Annotated in this window: 13 protein-coding genes and 1 pseudogene; 9 read left to right on the forward strand and 5 right to left on the reverse strand. The window is 44.9% G+C overall.

What is annotated here, in order from left to right; translation table 11 throughout:
* Positions 1–53 precede the first annotated feature (53 nt).
* The gene (locus tag T3H97_RS01375) at positions 54–419 is read right to left on the reverse strand and encodes a winged helix-turn-helix transcriptional regulator (protein ID WP_013308345.1); all 366 of its coding nucleotides are present in this window, start codon (positions 417–419) and stop codon (positions 54–56) included.
* A gap of 189 nt (positions 420–608) precedes the next feature.
* On the opposite strand from T3H97_RS01375, the gene T3H97_RS01380 reads away from it, so the two are divergent.
* The 8 genes and pseudogenes from T3H97_RS01380 to T3H97_RS01415 all read left to right on the forward strand — a co-directional run bounded on the left by T3H97_RS01380 (position 609) and on the right by T3H97_RS01415 (position 8813).
* Positions 609–1805 (forward strand): MFS transporter, encoded by a 1197-nt coding sequence (locus T3H97_RS01380; RefSeq protein ID WP_328801474.1) that lies wholly within the window; start codon positions 609–611, stop codon positions 1803–1805.
* A gap of 32 nt (positions 1806–1837) precedes the next feature.
* A complete protein-coding gene (locus tag T3H97_RS01385) occupies positions 1838–2680 on the forward strand; it encodes an aldo/keto reductase (protein ID WP_328801475.1) in 843 nt (280 codons plus the stop codon).
* 168 nt (positions 2681–2848) lie between these two features.
* Positions 2849–3871 carry a LacI family DNA-binding transcriptional regulator gene (locus T3H97_RS01390; protein WP_071559707.1) on the forward strand — a complete coding sequence of 341 codons (1023 nt, stop codon included), beginning with the start codon at positions 2849–2851 and terminating at the stop codon, positions 3869–3871.
* A 181-nt stretch (positions 3872–4052) separates the two neighbouring features.
* Positions 4053–5528, forward strand: a complete 1476-nt coding sequence (locus T3H97_RS01395; protein ID WP_328801476.1) for a glycoside hydrolase family 32 protein — start codon at positions 4053–4055, stop codon at positions 5526–5528.
* Between the two features lie 67 nt (positions 5529–5595).
* Positions 5596–7014 carry a sucrose-specific PTS transporter subunit IIBC gene (locus T3H97_RS01400; protein WP_081326318.1) on the forward strand — a complete coding sequence of 473 codons (1419 nt, stop codon included), beginning with the start codon at positions 5596–5598 and terminating at the stop codon, positions 7012–7014.
* A gap of 160 nt (positions 7015–7174) precedes the next feature.
* Positions 7175–7426, forward strand: coding sequence for a hypothetical protein (locus T3H97_RS01405; RefSeq protein WP_328801477.1), 252 nt, complete (start codon positions 7175–7177; stop codon positions 7424–7426).
* A gap of 71 nt (positions 7427–7497) precedes the next feature.
* Positions 7498–7752, forward strand: a pseudogene (locus T3H97_RS01410) (transposase); the annotation flags it as partial.
* 113 nt (positions 7753–7865) lie between these two features.
* On the forward strand, positions 7866–8813 hold the full coding sequence (locus T3H97_RS01415; protein ID WP_328801478.1) for an NAD(P)-dependent oxidoreductase: 948 nt from the start codon (positions 7866–7868) through the stop codon (positions 8811–8813).
* A gap of 352 nt (positions 8814–9165) precedes the next feature.
* Here T3H97_RS01415 and T3H97_RS01420 read toward each other — a convergent pair whose 3' ends face one another.
* Complete coding sequence (locus tag T3H97_RS01420) at positions 9166–9954, reverse strand: helix-turn-helix domain-containing protein (RefSeq protein WP_025722577.1); 789 nt, start codon at positions 9952–9954, stop codon at positions 9166–9168.
* Positions 9955–10133: 179 nt separating this feature from the next.
* Here T3H97_RS01420 and pyk point away from each other — a divergent pair, with 179 nt between their 5' ends.
* Positions 10134–11549: a pyruvate kinase gene (gene pyk / locus T3H97_RS01425; protein ID WP_013308352.1), complete on the forward strand. Its 1416-nt coding sequence runs from the start codon at positions 10134–10136 to the stop codon at positions 11547–11549.
* An 82-nt stretch (positions 11550–11631) separates the two neighbouring features.
* Here pyk and T3H97_RS01430 read toward each other — a convergent pair whose 3' ends face one another.
* From T3H97_RS01430 to T3H97_RS01445, 3 genes are all read right to left on the reverse strand, one after another.
* Positions 11632–12030 carry a hypothetical protein gene (locus T3H97_RS01430; protein ID WP_103048447.1) on the reverse strand — a complete coding sequence of 133 codons (399 nt, stop codon included), beginning with the start codon at positions 12028–12030 and terminating at the stop codon, positions 11632–11634.
* Between the two features lie 242 nt (positions 12031–12272).
* Entirely contained in the window at positions 12273–13394 is a 1122-nt protein-coding gene (locus T3H97_RS01435; protein WP_272639676.1) for a GerAB/ArcD/ProY family transporter, read from the reverse strand.
* A gap of 303 nt (positions 13395–13697) precedes the next feature.
* A complete protein-coding gene (locus T3H97_RS01445) occupies positions 13698–14903 on the reverse strand; it encodes a Ger(x)C family spore germination protein (protein ID WP_328801479.1) in 1206 nt (401 codons plus the stop codon).
* Positions 14904–14922 lie beyond the last annotated feature (19 nt).

Genomic DNA, 14922 nt, shown 5'->3' on the forward strand with positions numbered 1-14922 from the left:
AATTTGGAGAAAGAGGAAGCGCCTGCTGATGTATTGCAGGCGCTTTTTATGTCTTACAGCTTATTCAGAATGTTATCTTCCAAAACAGCGGATTTATCCCCGTATTCTTTAATAATATGTCTTTCTCCCCAGGCACAAAGAGAATCTAAAATGCCTTTCAGACTACATCCATATTCACTAAGCTCGTACTCTACTTTGGGTGGAACCTGATTATAGCTAATCCGATTGACAATGCCGTCTTCCTCTAATTCACGAAGCTGCTGGGTCAGCATTTTTTGTGTTATGGAAGGCATCATCCGTTTTAATTCACTTGTCCGCATTTTTCCATGTGTCAAGTGACACAGAATCACGCATTTCCATTTCCCTCCGATCACCTCTAACGTCGCCTCAACAGAGATATTATATTTTTTCTTCCCCAATGCCGATTCCCCCCATGTGCATCGCTTTCTGTTATACATACCTGAACCACCTGTTTTGATCGAAAAGAACTTTATTTAGGGTACTTTTTAGTACCTATATCACTAAAAAGTACGTACTGTTCATATTTGCTTGAATAACTCATAATAACATTTGCTGGTCGAAGATTTCTATAGATAGGAGTGAAAAACATGTCGCCAGAATCAAAACGAAGCATCTGGCCATTACTGGCTCTAGCCGTAAGCGCCTTTGCGATTGGGACAACTGAGTTCATCAGCGTGGGACTGCTTCCCCTGATTGCTGAAGACTTGCACATATCTGTAACGATGTCTGCACTAACTGTAACGCTGTATGCATTAGGGGTTACCATCGGGGCACCTGTCTTGACCTCATTAACATCAAGTGTTCCCCGTAAAACGTTGCTGCTGTGGATCATGATTATATTTATTGCAGGTAACAGCCTCGCTGCGGTCTCTAGCGGAATTGTCTTGCTGCTGATTGCACGTGTGATCTCGGCGTTCGCCCATGGGGTGTTCATGTCCATCGGTTCCACCATCGCGGCCGATCTTGTGCCGGATGATCGGCGAGCGAGTGCGATTTCCATTATGTTCTCCGGGTTGACCGTAGCCACGGTCACAGGTGTACCTTTGGGTACCTACATTGGGCAGCAATGGGGTTGGCGGGCTGCATTTATGGCGATTGTGGTCGTCGGTGTAGTGGCACTCATCGCCAATTTGATTCTACTGCCATCTACGCTGCGCAAAGGGAACAAGACTCCTTTCCGCGAGCAGGTCAAACTGGTTACCAATGGTCGCTTGCTACTCGCATTTATCATTACAGCTTTGGGGTATGGAGGCACATTTGTGGTGTTTACTTATTTATCTCCATTACTTCACGACATAACCGGGTTTCAGCAAAGTACAGTAACGTTTATTCTTTTGCTGTATGGAATTGCGATTGCCATCGGGAATGTCATTGGCGGAAAAGCAGCAAACCGCAAGCCGCTTTCAGCTTTGTTTTACATGTTTCTGATTCAAGCAGTGATCCTTTTCCTCCTGTTGTTCACGGCACCCTTTAAAACGGCAGGACTGATTACGATCTTCTTTATGGGATTGCTTGCGTTTATGAACGTACCCGGGCTACAGGTATATGTCGTCATGTTGGCCGAACGGTTTGCACCCAAAGCTGTCGATGTCGCCTCTGCTGTTAATATTGCAGCTTTCAACGCAGGGATAGCAATCGGAGCTTATGTAGGCGGGATTGTAACGGATTCACTCGGTCTCATTCATACGGCCTGGATCGGGAGCATTATGGTTTTCGTTGCGGTTTTGCTCACAGGCTGGAGTCGTATGCTCGAAAAAAGGGATACAACCCCCATTACAGGTTAAAGCTTTTAAAAAATAGAGAGGAAGATAAAAAAATGACACAAAACTTACAAAGCACAACATTGTTAAACAACGGAGTTCGTATGCCTTGGTTTGGCATCGGGGTATTTAAAGTGGAAGAAGGTTCGGAGCTGGTCGATGCTATAAAGGCTGCTGTAAAGCATGGCTACCGCAGTATAGATACAGCTGCAATCTATGCGAATGAAAGCAGTGTAGGACAGGCTATTCAGGAAGCCCTACAGGAAAATAATCTGTCCAGAGAAGATCTGTTCGTCACGTCCAAAGTGTGGAATGCAGATTTAGGCTATGAAGAGACACGAGCCGCTTATGAAGCCAGTCTGGACAAGCTGGGTCTGGAATATCTGGATCTATATCTGATTCATTGGCCAGTTCAAGGAAAGTATAAAGAAGCTTGGAGAGCGTTGGAATCCTTGTATAAAGAAGGACGGATTAAGGCAATTGGAGTCAGCAACTTCCAGATTCATCATTTGGAAGATCTCATGAAGGATGCTGAAATTAAGCCAATGATCAATCAGGTGGAATTCCATCCACAATTAACCCAAGCCGAGCTGTTGCAATTCTGTCAAAAGAACGACATTCAAATGGAAGCCTGGTCCCCGTTAATGCAAGGCCAATTGCTCGATCATCCGGTACTGCAAGACATAGCGACCAAGTACGGCAAATCGGTGGCGCAAGTGATTTTACGCTGGGATGTGCAGCAGGGAGTTGTCACCATTCCCAAGTCCACTAAGGCGCATCGGATCGTAGAAAATGCCGACATTTTTGACTTCGAACTGACGCGCGAGGATATGGATCAAATTCAGGCGTTAAATGCCGATCTTCGGGTAGGTCCAGATCCGGATAACTTTGATTTTTAAAATTACGTTCATCATGAGACGCCGTTTTCTTCTTCACTGAAGGGACGGCGTTTTGTGCATGATGGGTCTGGAGCTACAGCAATCCAATCCCGTCATATGGTATTATAGGGTTATATGAAAAGAGACGTTTTGGAAGCATATGAATATGAAAAATCTCCGGGGGACTTCATGAATAAGACGATTGCAGATATAGCCCAAATGGCTGGTGTATCCAAGAGCACGGTATCCCGTTTTTTGAACGGCGGGTCTGTCAGCTTGGATACGAAACGTAAAATTGAAAAAGTGGTTAAAGCCACGGGGTATGTGCCCAATGCCTTTGCCCAGAGTCTTAAGGCGAAGCGGACCAACATCATCGGCACTGTTGTGCCGCGTCTGGATTCTTTTGCGACATCCCATACGCTGATGGGGATTGATGAGGAGCTGCGTTCTCAGCATTATCAGATGCTGATCTCTAATACGAGCCAGGATGTACAGCGTGAAATCGAAGCTATTTATGAGCTGGGACGACAAAAGATTTCGGGTATCATTTTGCTGGCTGCTCAAATTACAGACGACCATCTGACCGCGATTCGTGACATCGGTATTCCGGTGTTGCTGGTGGGCCAGCAGCACGAGCAGCTTCATAGCCTTATCCACGATGACTATCGTGCAGGATATGATATCGGCACGTACGTTTTGTCACAGGGACACCGCGAAATTGCCTACGTTGGTGTTACTGAAAAGGATGTTGCCGTCGGTGTGCAGCGCAAGGAGGGCTTTAGGCAGGCTGTTCGCGATGCATTGCCTGCTGAGTCTCATACGGACGATGCGATGCGAGCAGCAGGATATGATATCAGATACTATGAGACCGGATTTAAAATGTCCGATGCACGGATTGCTGCATCCGCCATTTTGGACAATTTCAAGCCATCGTTAATGGTGTGTGCTACGGATAATATCGCGCTGGGCGTAATCAATGCTGCTTATTCCAGAGGGATTGTCATCCCGTCGGATTTGTCGGTAACTGGCTTTGGGGGATACGATATTACGGAGGTCATTCACCCTGCCCTGACAACCGTTCAATATCCGTATATGGAGGCTGGACGTGTAGCAGCGCAAAATATTATGCGGCTGGTAGAACATAAATCGGTAGAAAAAGTGACGGTCATGAATTATTCTCTTATCGAAAGAGAAAGCGTTGACAAACGCTGAACAAGTGGATTATAATTTCTACGAAACCGGTTCCATAGCATTCGGGCACAAATGGAATCGGTTGCAAATCCATGGATGAGCATTTTTTTTAATCGTATAGGAACCGGTTCCGATCAAATATTTTTTCATTAATTTGGAACCGGTTCCTGAAGCGAAGTTTTAATAAAAATGAGGTACAACTATGAAAATGACAAGAGAACAAAAGTATCGAATGATCGAGCAGGCAGAGCCCGGTGAAATAGCCGGCTTGGAGGAGAAAGTGGAGCAATGTCACTGGCGGCAGGCGTTTCATATCCAGCCACCGACCGGTTTGCTCAATGACCCCAATGGATTTTCTTATTACCAAGGTGAATACCACTTGTTTTATCAGTGGTTTCCGCTCGGAACGGATCATGGGATGAAATACTGGTATCATCTGAAATCCAGAGATTTGGTCACATGGAATAGTGCGGGCATTGGGATCGCACCGGGGAACTATTTTGATTCGCATGGGGCTTATTCCGGCAGCGCACTGGAGCATGAGGGTAAGTTACACATGATGTATACAGGGAATACACGAGACGAAAACTGGATTAGACATCCTTATCAATGCATGGCTGTTATGGATGAGAGCGGTCACATTACCAAATGGGAGCATCCTGTTATTGCCAATGTACCAGAAGGCTATACAGACCATTTTCGTGATCCCAAGCTATGGAAAGACGGCGATAGCTTTTACTGTGTGATTGGTGCCCAGAGAACGAATTTAACAGGCTGCGCGGTCCTCTACCGATCAACCGACCTTCGTACGTGGGAGTTTGAGGGAGAATTGTGCACAGGCCTGGAGTCGTTTGGCTACATGTGGGAATGTCCAGATTATTTTGAACTGAACGAAGCGGGGGTCTTGATCTTTTCTCCTCAGGGCTTGGAGCCTTCTGGGGATGAAAATCACAATATTTATCAATCGGGCTACGTAATCGGCAAGCCGTTGGATACCGGAACAAGAAGACTGGAGCACGGTGCATTCCACGAGCTCGATAGAGGCTTTGACTTCTATGCGCCACAGACGATGATTGACCCACAGGGGCGGCGTATTATGGTGGCATGGATGGGCCTGCCGGATATCGAATATCCCACAGATCCGAACGGATGGGCTCATTGTCTGACATTACCAAGGGAGCTTACGCTTCATGAGGGCAAACTCTTGCAGCGGCCAATCCCTGAGCTGACTACGCTGCGTAGAAATCGTGAGGATCGGGTAGCTGACACGTTATTCTCAGAGAGCAAAACCTATGAAGGATTTACAGGTACAGCCTATGAGCTGATTTGTGAGGTAGATCTTTTAAGCGCTAAGGTGTTTGGTATTGAATTCCGTGCGAGTGAGACTGAGAAGACGGTGATTAAATATAATGCCGTCAGCCGCAAACTAGTATTGGATCGTTCGCAATCAGGTGAACCTGTAGCCACTTCGTATGGTGAGGTACGGCAGTGTTCATGGGACAAAGATCATATCAAACTACATTTGTTTGTAGATGCGTCTTCAGTTGAGATTTTCGTCAATGATGGGGAAGAAGTGTTCACCAGTCGTATTTTTCCGCAACCGGAGAGTGACGAAATACGCTTTTTTGCCGACAAGGGAGAGGCTCTCTTCCAAGCGGTGAAATGGGATTTTACATGAGTAGGCTAAAACATCAAGTGGTTCGTTAATCATCAAACATAACGGAATGAACGAGAGGATGAACATCATGGCGGAAAACAGAGAAATAGCTAAAGAAGTGATCCAGGCAATCGGTGGGCAAGAAAATATTGCATCTTTTGCTCATTGTGCGACGCGCTTGCGGATTATGGTGCATGACAAGGAGAAGATTGATCAGAAAAAAGTTGAGGAGATCGACAAGGTCAAGGGTGCTTTTTTCAATTCCGGGCAATATCAGATTATTTTTGGTACAGGTACGGTAAATCGAATTTTTGAAGAGGTCGAAAAGCTTGGCGTGACTGGTTCATCTAAAGAAGAGGTGAAGAGTCAGGCGAAAAAGGAAGGAAATGTATTCCAGCGCTCCATTCGTACCTTTGGCGATGTGTTTGTACCGATTATTCCTGTGCTGGTCGCTACAGGGCTGTTCATGGGGCTACGTGGCTTGCTCACTCAGCCGCAAATTCTCGCTCTACTCGGCATGACGCCACAGGACATTTCACCCAATTTTCTATTGTACACACAAGTATTAACGGATACGGCCTTTGCTTTTCTGCCAGCGTTAGTTGCATGGTCAGCCTTTAGAGTATTCGGCGGTAGTCCGGTGCTGGGTATCGTTCTCGGTCTGATGCTGGTAAACCCGGCCTTGCCCAACGCTTATAGTGTTGCGGACGGCTCAGCCCACCCGTTGACGATGTTCGGGTTCATTCCTGTGGTGGGCTATCAAGGCTCGGTATTGCCAGCTTTCTTCGTGGGCTTGATCGGAGCCAAACTGGAGCGGGCGCTGCGCAAACGGGTGCCTGAAGCGCTAGATTTGATTCTCACACCGTTTTTAACACTGTTGATCATGATCACTTTGGGATTGTTTGCCATCGGTCCGATTTTCCATTCACTCGAAGAATGGGTGCTGCACGGAACAACGTTTGTGCTGGATTTGCCTTTCGGTATTGCAGGGATTGTCATCGGTTTCTTGCATCAGATTATCGTCGTTACAGGTGTGCATCATATCTTTAATTTCTTGGAGATTCAACTGCTTGAAAAGAACGGCGTAAATGCCTTTAACGCTATCATTACCTGCGCTATGGCTGCTCAAGGTGCTGCCTGTCTGGCGGTTGGACTGAAAACGAAGAATAGCAAGCTGAAAGCATTGGCACTTCCTTCCTCGTTGTCTGCTTTTCTGGGGATTACGGAGCCAGCTATTTTCGGGGTCAACCTGAGATATATGAAGCCTTTTGTCATGGGTCTTATCGGTGGTGCGGTTGGTGGTTTTATCGCTTCTGTCTTCCATTTAGCGGCTACAGGTATGGCAGTTACGGTCATTCCAGGCACGTTGCTCTACATGAACCATCAGCTTCCGCTTTACATTTTGGCGAACTTGGCTGCTATGGTTGTAGCCTTTGTTCTGACCTGGATGTTTGGCTATAACGATAAAATGTTGGAAGAGGTCAAAACAGCGGGTTCTTCAACTTAATATGATTTCGGAATAAGCACAGATTCGCATATAAATGAACTATAACGGTCGCCCTACTTTGGAGCGCTCTTGGCCCTTGTTGAAAAGGGATGCTAGAGAAGCTTCCAGGTGGGGAGACCGTTTTTTATAGACTTTATCATTACGTATCCGGATACGTAATTTGGCTTTGGCCAACAGTCGGCTCATAACGCAATGGGTTTCAGAGCATCTCAATGAAATGGACTTCCCACCATATTCTTCAATTGCTAATTCGAATTCACTATTGAGCGGTTTGACGCCTGAAGAATATAATGAAGTTATCAAAAATGCGAAACCCATAGAATCAATTGCTGTTGAAAAAGAAAAGACTCAACTCGATCAAAAGATTTCTCCTATGTCATTGGGAGCATGTTCAAGGCTTTTTTGGCGTTGATTTCGATAAGGATGTGGCTCAAATAGGTTTGCGTATAGGCTCTAATCAATCTAATTAGGTCGATATTGTGGATGATCCTGGATAACGGCCGCATTCATCATGCAGCCCAAGTGCAAGGTTTCTTGAAGCAGAATCACCGATTACAATTTGTTTTTCTGCCGAAGTACTCGCCTGACCTTAACCTGATTGAAGGTTTATGGAAGTGGCTAAAGAGCGATGTCGTTCACAACGTATTTTACAAGAAGTTTTATCATATTCGAATCAATGTCGCAGCCTTCATGAAACGCGTCAATGACAAATCGTTGGAGGTCATTGATCGCTTGTGAATACGAATGTAATTCAAAAATTCAGTCTATGTAGAATTTATATAAACTATCAATTTTACAAATATCAATAAACATATTATTGTAAAAACAAAGAAATTGGAGGTGGCTTGACAATGAAAATTCTTATAGTAGGCTATTTTACACAAATTTCAAAATCAAATATTAAAAAATATTTTCCTAATGACTGGGACATTGTAATTGTGCCGCCGGGAAAAGAAATGCTGCATCATATTGGAGACTGTCAGGTAATCATACCTGAACATATCAAAGTGGAGCGCGACTTACTTTCCATGGCAAAAAAATTGAAACTGGTACAGACGGGTGCAGGGTATGATAATGTAGATATTGATGCCTGCACGCAACTAGGTATTTGGGTAGCTAATGCTGCAGGAGTTAATGCGCAGGCAGTGGCCGAGCATGTAATGGCGCTGATGTTGTCATATTATAAAAACATACCCTACCTTGATAGATTCATGAAAACCAGAATAGATGAAAAACAGTTGGATTATACAGGAAGTGAATTAAAAGGTAAAACGATAGGGATTATCGGCTTTGGTGCTGTCGGTAAAAAAGTAGCTGAGTTTTGCAGGGTTTTTGATATGAATGTGCTAGTTAATGCTAGACATGCCGTTGTACAACCTGACAGCTTTGTAAAAATGACGGATTTCGATAATCTTGTAAGCGTATCAGATATAGTCACTGTACATACGTCACTGAATCCGCAAACCAAACAACTGATTGATAAAGGAGTATTCAAAAAGATGAAGAATACCGCACTTTTTATCAATACGGCTCGCGGTGGGATTGTCAATGAAAATGACTTAATAGCTGCTTTAAAAGATAAAGAAATTTCAGGAGCATGCTTGGATGTGTTTGAATCTGAACCGCTTTCAATTGACAGTGAACTAAGGGATCTGAGTAATGTCATACTTACTCCCCATACTGCCGGCATGCCAGATGGCGTCAAGTTGCATAAAAAAAGATATGATTTCTTTGTGAATAATATAAAACATATAAAAAACGGTGAAGAACCCGAAAGTAAGCTTAATCAGGTGTTATAGTTCTGATAATTTTTCATTTTATTAAAAAAGCAGTCGATCAATTGGCCGTTCTTTATACGTATCCTGGTCATACGCCCGCTTCCTCCTCCGGTCTCGCTTGCTCGGAATCCATTACCGAATCATCTGCCTGTCCCGGTGTCAACTCAAAGCGGAGCGGATTCCCCAGTGCATCAACCACGAACGCCAGAAAAAGCTGTAGGCTGAAGACCAAGGGCCATTATAATCGGGTAAATAATGCCATGAAGCACCGGTACGGGCAACCCAGAGGACGGCTTCACAGTTTGCGTACACACCCTAGCTTCAAATTCAAAATTGCTTCGTATCATCTTCCCATAATCCTATTTCTGTAGTTCTAAACGATTGAGGAACGTTCATCCAGAAATTCGGACGGCGAGCAGCCTGTTAACCGTTTGAAGATCCGATGAAAATAGGAAACATCACTATATCCCACATACTCCGAAATTTCACGAATCGTTAGCCGGGACTCGGTCAGCATGTAGATGGCGGTTTTAATACGTTGCGTATGTACATGCTCACTGATCGTTTGGCGTGTTACCTCACGCAGCAGCGTCGCGGCATAATTGGGGGTTTTACGGATGGCGTCGCCAAGCTCCTCCTTGGTCACCTTTTCCCGGTAGTGGTTCTGGATATACTGTTTCATATGTTCCACATGTCGCTCTCGATCGCAAGAAATGGCGCCTTTGTCCCATTCCTGATTCATATATATCATGGCCTCGGTCAGCAGACAGTCAGCCATCATGGTGTAGTAGCTTGGGTGTTCAGTCCATTGATAGTACATCGATTTGATCCGTTCATGCAGCATATCGTAGCATCCAGGTTTGATCAACAACGGCTTGTCAGTATTCAATATGGGAAGTGTGCTGTTCGTACATGTTTTGCGGCAATGTATCACATACTTGGTATGAAAAAGCGTAGGAATGCTCTTGCCATAGTAATCCAGATGACCGGGTAAAAGCAGTGTTTCACCCTTACCGAGAATGAATTTGCAATCGTTCACCCAATATACACATTTGCCAAAGGTGACCAAAATGAACAGTAAGTCATCGTTGTCGCTATTTGCACCAGCCTTTTCATACCAGTCCACACCGTTATCCTGCCGTATATCCATCAATGTAATCACGAAAATCACTCCCCGATGTCTTCAACTTTCGTTATACTGTAGTACATTCATCATACTATAGTTCATAGTCTTGGTGCACGGGTACAGGTAGAATAGAGCTATATAAGTTTAATGTAGATAGAGAAGCAAAATGGATTTAGAAACCATACAGTAAAGACATTCAGGAGGATGACATTACTATGCTTAAAACGAAAATTATTTGTACTATGGGACCTGCCTGTGACTCCATTCATTTGTTAAAAGAAATGATCCAGGCTGGTATGACTGTAGCCCGCTTGAATATGGCTCACGGGGAGCTGGAAGATCACGTTAAACGTATTGAAAATGTGCGTCAGGCTGCGAAGGAAATGAATACCTTTATACCTGTCATGATGGATATTAAAGGACCGGAAATACGGATTGGCAAGCTGAGAGAGGCATCTTGTTTGCTGAAACCAGGTAGCCAGCTCATTCTGACCACAGAAGAGATTTTAGGGGACGAGCATCGTATTTCAGTGAATTACCCGGATATGCCGAAGGACATCAAACCAGGCGACCGCATTCTTATTGACGACGGTTTGGTTGATCTGACTGTAACCTCCATCGAAGGTACGGAAATGATTTGTAATATTGTAAGCGGCGGTATCTTGAAGCCGAGAAAAGGTGTAAACCTGCCAGGGATTCATACGACCCTTCCAGGCGTGACGGAGCGAGATGTGAAGCACATCCAATTTGGGGTGGAGCAGCGTGTTGAGCTTATTGCGGCTTCTTTTGTGCGTAAAGGCGACGATATCCGTGAAATTCGTGAGATTTTGAAGGGACATCATGCTGAGCATGTACAAATTTATTCCAAAATTGAAAATGCTGAAGGCATGGAAAACCTGGATGATATTATCGAAGCTTCCGATGGCATTATGGTAGCCCGTGGCGATCTGGGTGTCGAAGTGCCGATTCAAGATGTGCCTGTAATGCAAAAAGAAATGATCGACAAGTGTAATCTGGTCGGCAAGCCCGTTATCGTAGCTACCCACATGCTGGAATCCATGCAGGTGAACCCGCGTCCGACGAGAGCCGAAGTTAGTGACGTGTTTAATGCCGTTATGCAAGGAGCCGATGTTGTTATGCTGTCGGGCGAATCAGCTGCGGGTAAATACCCTGTCGAGTCTGTACGGACCATGGCCGCTGTAGCTGCCAGAGCAGAATCGCAATTCGATTATCAGGAGCAGTTCGATAAGCGCAGAGCACGTCAAAGCACCAACATTACGGAAGTGATTAGTCAGGGAGCAGTGAGTTCGTCCCTGGAGCTGGATGCGAAAGCGATTATTACGTCGACTGCCAGCGGATTCACGGCACGTATGGTATCCAAATATCGTCCGAAGGCACCTATTATTGCGGTTACTCCGAATAATACGGTATTCGCTAAAATCTGCCTGTTATCCGGCGTATTCCCGATCAAGGGGGATAAAGTAGCAACAACGGATGAAATGTTCGAATCCTCCATCCGTAACGCCCTGAATGCAGGATATATCCATAAAGGCGATACTGTAGTCCTGTCAGCAGGTGTTCCTGTAGCTGAGGCGGGCACCACTAACTTGATCCGAGTATATCAAGTGTAATTTAAAACAAAATATAGACAAGGCAAAAGGCGCTGGCCCCCCATGGGTTTAGCGCCTTTTTCACATTCTGTCGTGTCACTGCTTACAGCCCGAACACACTTTTAGCAACGACCTGTGTCAATTCTGCCTTATGGGCTTGGTATTGCTCAGGCGTAATGCTCTTATTGGCCAGTCGTTGATCCAACTGCTCCGTTAACTGAGCTACCTGTAAATCAACAACAGCCTGGACGTCCTGATTATTGGTGTGTGCAATATCAGCCAAGGTTTGACCGTTATACAACGCCTCATATAATTGCTCATCCGAGGATGCGCCCAATGTTTTCAACAGTTCATCATCCTTGGAAGCTTCATTATCCTGTACCTGAGGGGCTCTCTCTGGAGCCAGTGTAGCAGCATTAGCCCGACTTCCCCAAGTAGAAGACTGCCCAATAGACAACGCTAGCAACAGTGTACAGATGACCAACATTCGTTTTCGATTCATAAGTGTAAAATCTCCTTTGTGTTTCATTCAATTTCTGACAGAGTGGAGCCTTATATGGATATCCAACGGGAGTAATGTTTATGCCTTTAGCCGATCCGGCTTATGTAGTTACCAGATTCTAATATACATCATACACACCCAATCTTAGCGCCAGCTTAATACTCGTTTAAAATAAACTAAAAGAGCAGGATATAAACAGGTAAAGCCAAAAAAAATTCACGGATGCGAATAATGGATGTGATTTACCCTTTGGATTCTGCCCTTTTCTTTGACCACATTGTTCGTATCCCATGAATACAGAGCAACAGTAAGGGGAACAACAACCCGATGGATAGTGCATAAGGAACCCACGTCTTTGTATCATAGGTGTGTTGGTAAGGGACATTGGGATACACGATGATGGACAGGATGACTAAAATCATCCCGAGAGGAAGCACCAATTGTCGGTCTTCTTTCAAACGGAAGATTTGGGCTATTGCTGTCACCGTGGTGTGCATATACAGCGTAATTCTAAAAAAGAGCGAAATAAACCACATAGTAGCCATGATTGCTTCGATGCGCTGTAGAAAATTGCCGATGCTAATTTTTTTGGCTAACGCATAGCTAGGATATATATTTCTTGCCGTTAATTCAGGACCTAATACCAATATTGCCAATGCAACCACCACGACCAACATCAATCCGCCAATCACGCTGCCTATGAAAAAAGCTTTACGGGTTTGATCGGAACGATTTATAGAAGCCGGGAAGATCATGAGCAAAATAATATGAGGCATAAACACAGTGCTACAAAAGGACAGGGCAGCAGGCCAAATAGGTCCAACTCCCGCCTCCAATACAGGTTGAACATTTTCCAGCTTAATATCGGACACCACTAAACCTACAAAAGAAATATAAAGCAGAGTAAATAACGGAAACAGCAGTTCAGCCGAACGGACCAGCACTTCGAGACCCAGTCGAGCAGCCAATACTACAATAAGCGCAAAGAGAATATTTACCGCTAAAATCGGTGTCTCCGGTATCATTTGAGTAGTCATAAAATTCCCTATATAAAATAAAACGGGTGCAGGGGCATTGATGAATAGTGTGATGAAAAACAAAAGACCGACGGCTTTGCCTAACCATTTTCCGAGCAGGGTTTCCATAATCCCAATCAGGGTCATCTCTGGATACAGAGATGCAATCTTGCTGTACATATACAAGATAAGGAGCCCTACCCCGACTCCAACGAGCGCGGCAATCCACGCATCTTGTTTGGCTACCGATGCCATGCCTGAAGGGACGATGAGGATTGCACTCCCGATCGTAAATAAAGTTGTTAATATCATAATTTGGCGTGCTGAAATTTTAATCTGTCCGGGCACCAATGTTCACCTCGTCTTATCTGATTAGACCGATATGGGTCAGGAAATCGCTAAATGGCCTATATACGGCTGTTATCCAATCCAGGGGAGTGGGAATAAGCCAATGTAATGCCTTGGCGCAGCTGATTCCGACCGCAACAAAGAGAAGGATGGAAAATAACCAAAGTTCTTTTTTTAATCCCTTTTTCCACATGTAGGGGACCTCGACCAAGCTGATTGCAGCAGCGATCAGTAATATACCCAAAACGTTCACCATATGAGACAGCATCTTGGAAAACACCTTCTTTTGTAGGGTAAGGGATTTTACTCCTTAATATCATTCAAAAATGAGCTGCCAATCGTACCCAAGCGCCGAATCTTGAAATCCACCTTGATATGTACAGGTAATTCTGCAAAGTATTCATAATCCCAATTTTTTTTAATGGATTTCCAGGTTCTCGGGTCAGCACGGTGAATGGCTTCACCGAATCCGAAAATATCAGCTTTGTATGATTTTTGAGCTTTTCTGACAGCCAAGTTCATAATCTCTTCTATCTTTTCTTCCTCTTTGTTTTCAAGGTCATAAATCGTCCCCACCTGGGTCAAATCAAGGCCAGTACATTCAACTTCCCCCACGTTGGCCTCAACCTGCATTTTTATATTAATCTGGGGCTCCCCCCTATAAACGCTCCCTTTTATAGAGGTTTGGGTTCGAATGATTTCCGAGACGACTTTGCCGCCTTCGGGGCAAGCCACAAAGCCGACAGAGCTCTGCACTTTGCCGAGGATGAAGTTGTAGCCCCTACTTTCAGTTTCATTTAACCAACCGATTAATCGGTCTTTTCTAAATACAGCAAGTCCGGAATACTGTAATCGGGCGGATGGGGCGATCTCTTGCACATTGCCGCTGGTTTCTCCCATTTCTTTATTGCCAACGATCCGGAGTCCTGTCAAGACAGGCTGCATTCCTTCACTGGTGAGTGCTGATACCAATTCATCCAAAGTTACTGTCGTAGTGGGCGACCAGTTTTTCTGTGATGTTTCCAGAGAGGAGAAAAGGTCATTTGCGGGAATCGGATCTAAAGGTGTCATAATTTTTAATGTATCCTCCGCACTAGTGCCCTTGGACACTACAATATAAAAATCGGTTCGGAACTGATGATATCTGGAGAGTAAATCTAAAGCTTTCGCCATTCCTTCGGTGGCCATCGACTCACCGATTACACATATACGCAGATGAGAAAAATACATTCTCCGGGGGCTAATCGTTGTTATTTTTCGGATCGCTTCAAATATGGTATCCGCTTCCTCTGTATACAAGGTGGCTGGAGCGCCGCCGCCTGATCCTTTTTTGGCCGATGCTTTTCCAGGGTCCACCACTTGGAGAGAGACCCGGAATTGATCTCCTTGTTTATCAATCCCCATCCCAACGACGATGGCAAGCTCATTCAACTCTCTGCGATTCCAACAGCCCGTCAGAAGTAAAACGAGTGCAAGAATCAGGAACAGAATCGCTTTCTTCCGCTTCATGATTATCCACTCCTTTCCG

Origin of the sequence: Paenibacillus sp. LX16 (assembly GCF_036252815.1) — a bacterium.
Taxonomy (GTDB): domain Bacteria; phylum Bacillota; class Bacilli; order Paenibacillales; family Paenibacillaceae; genus Paenibacillus; species Paenibacillus polymyxa_B.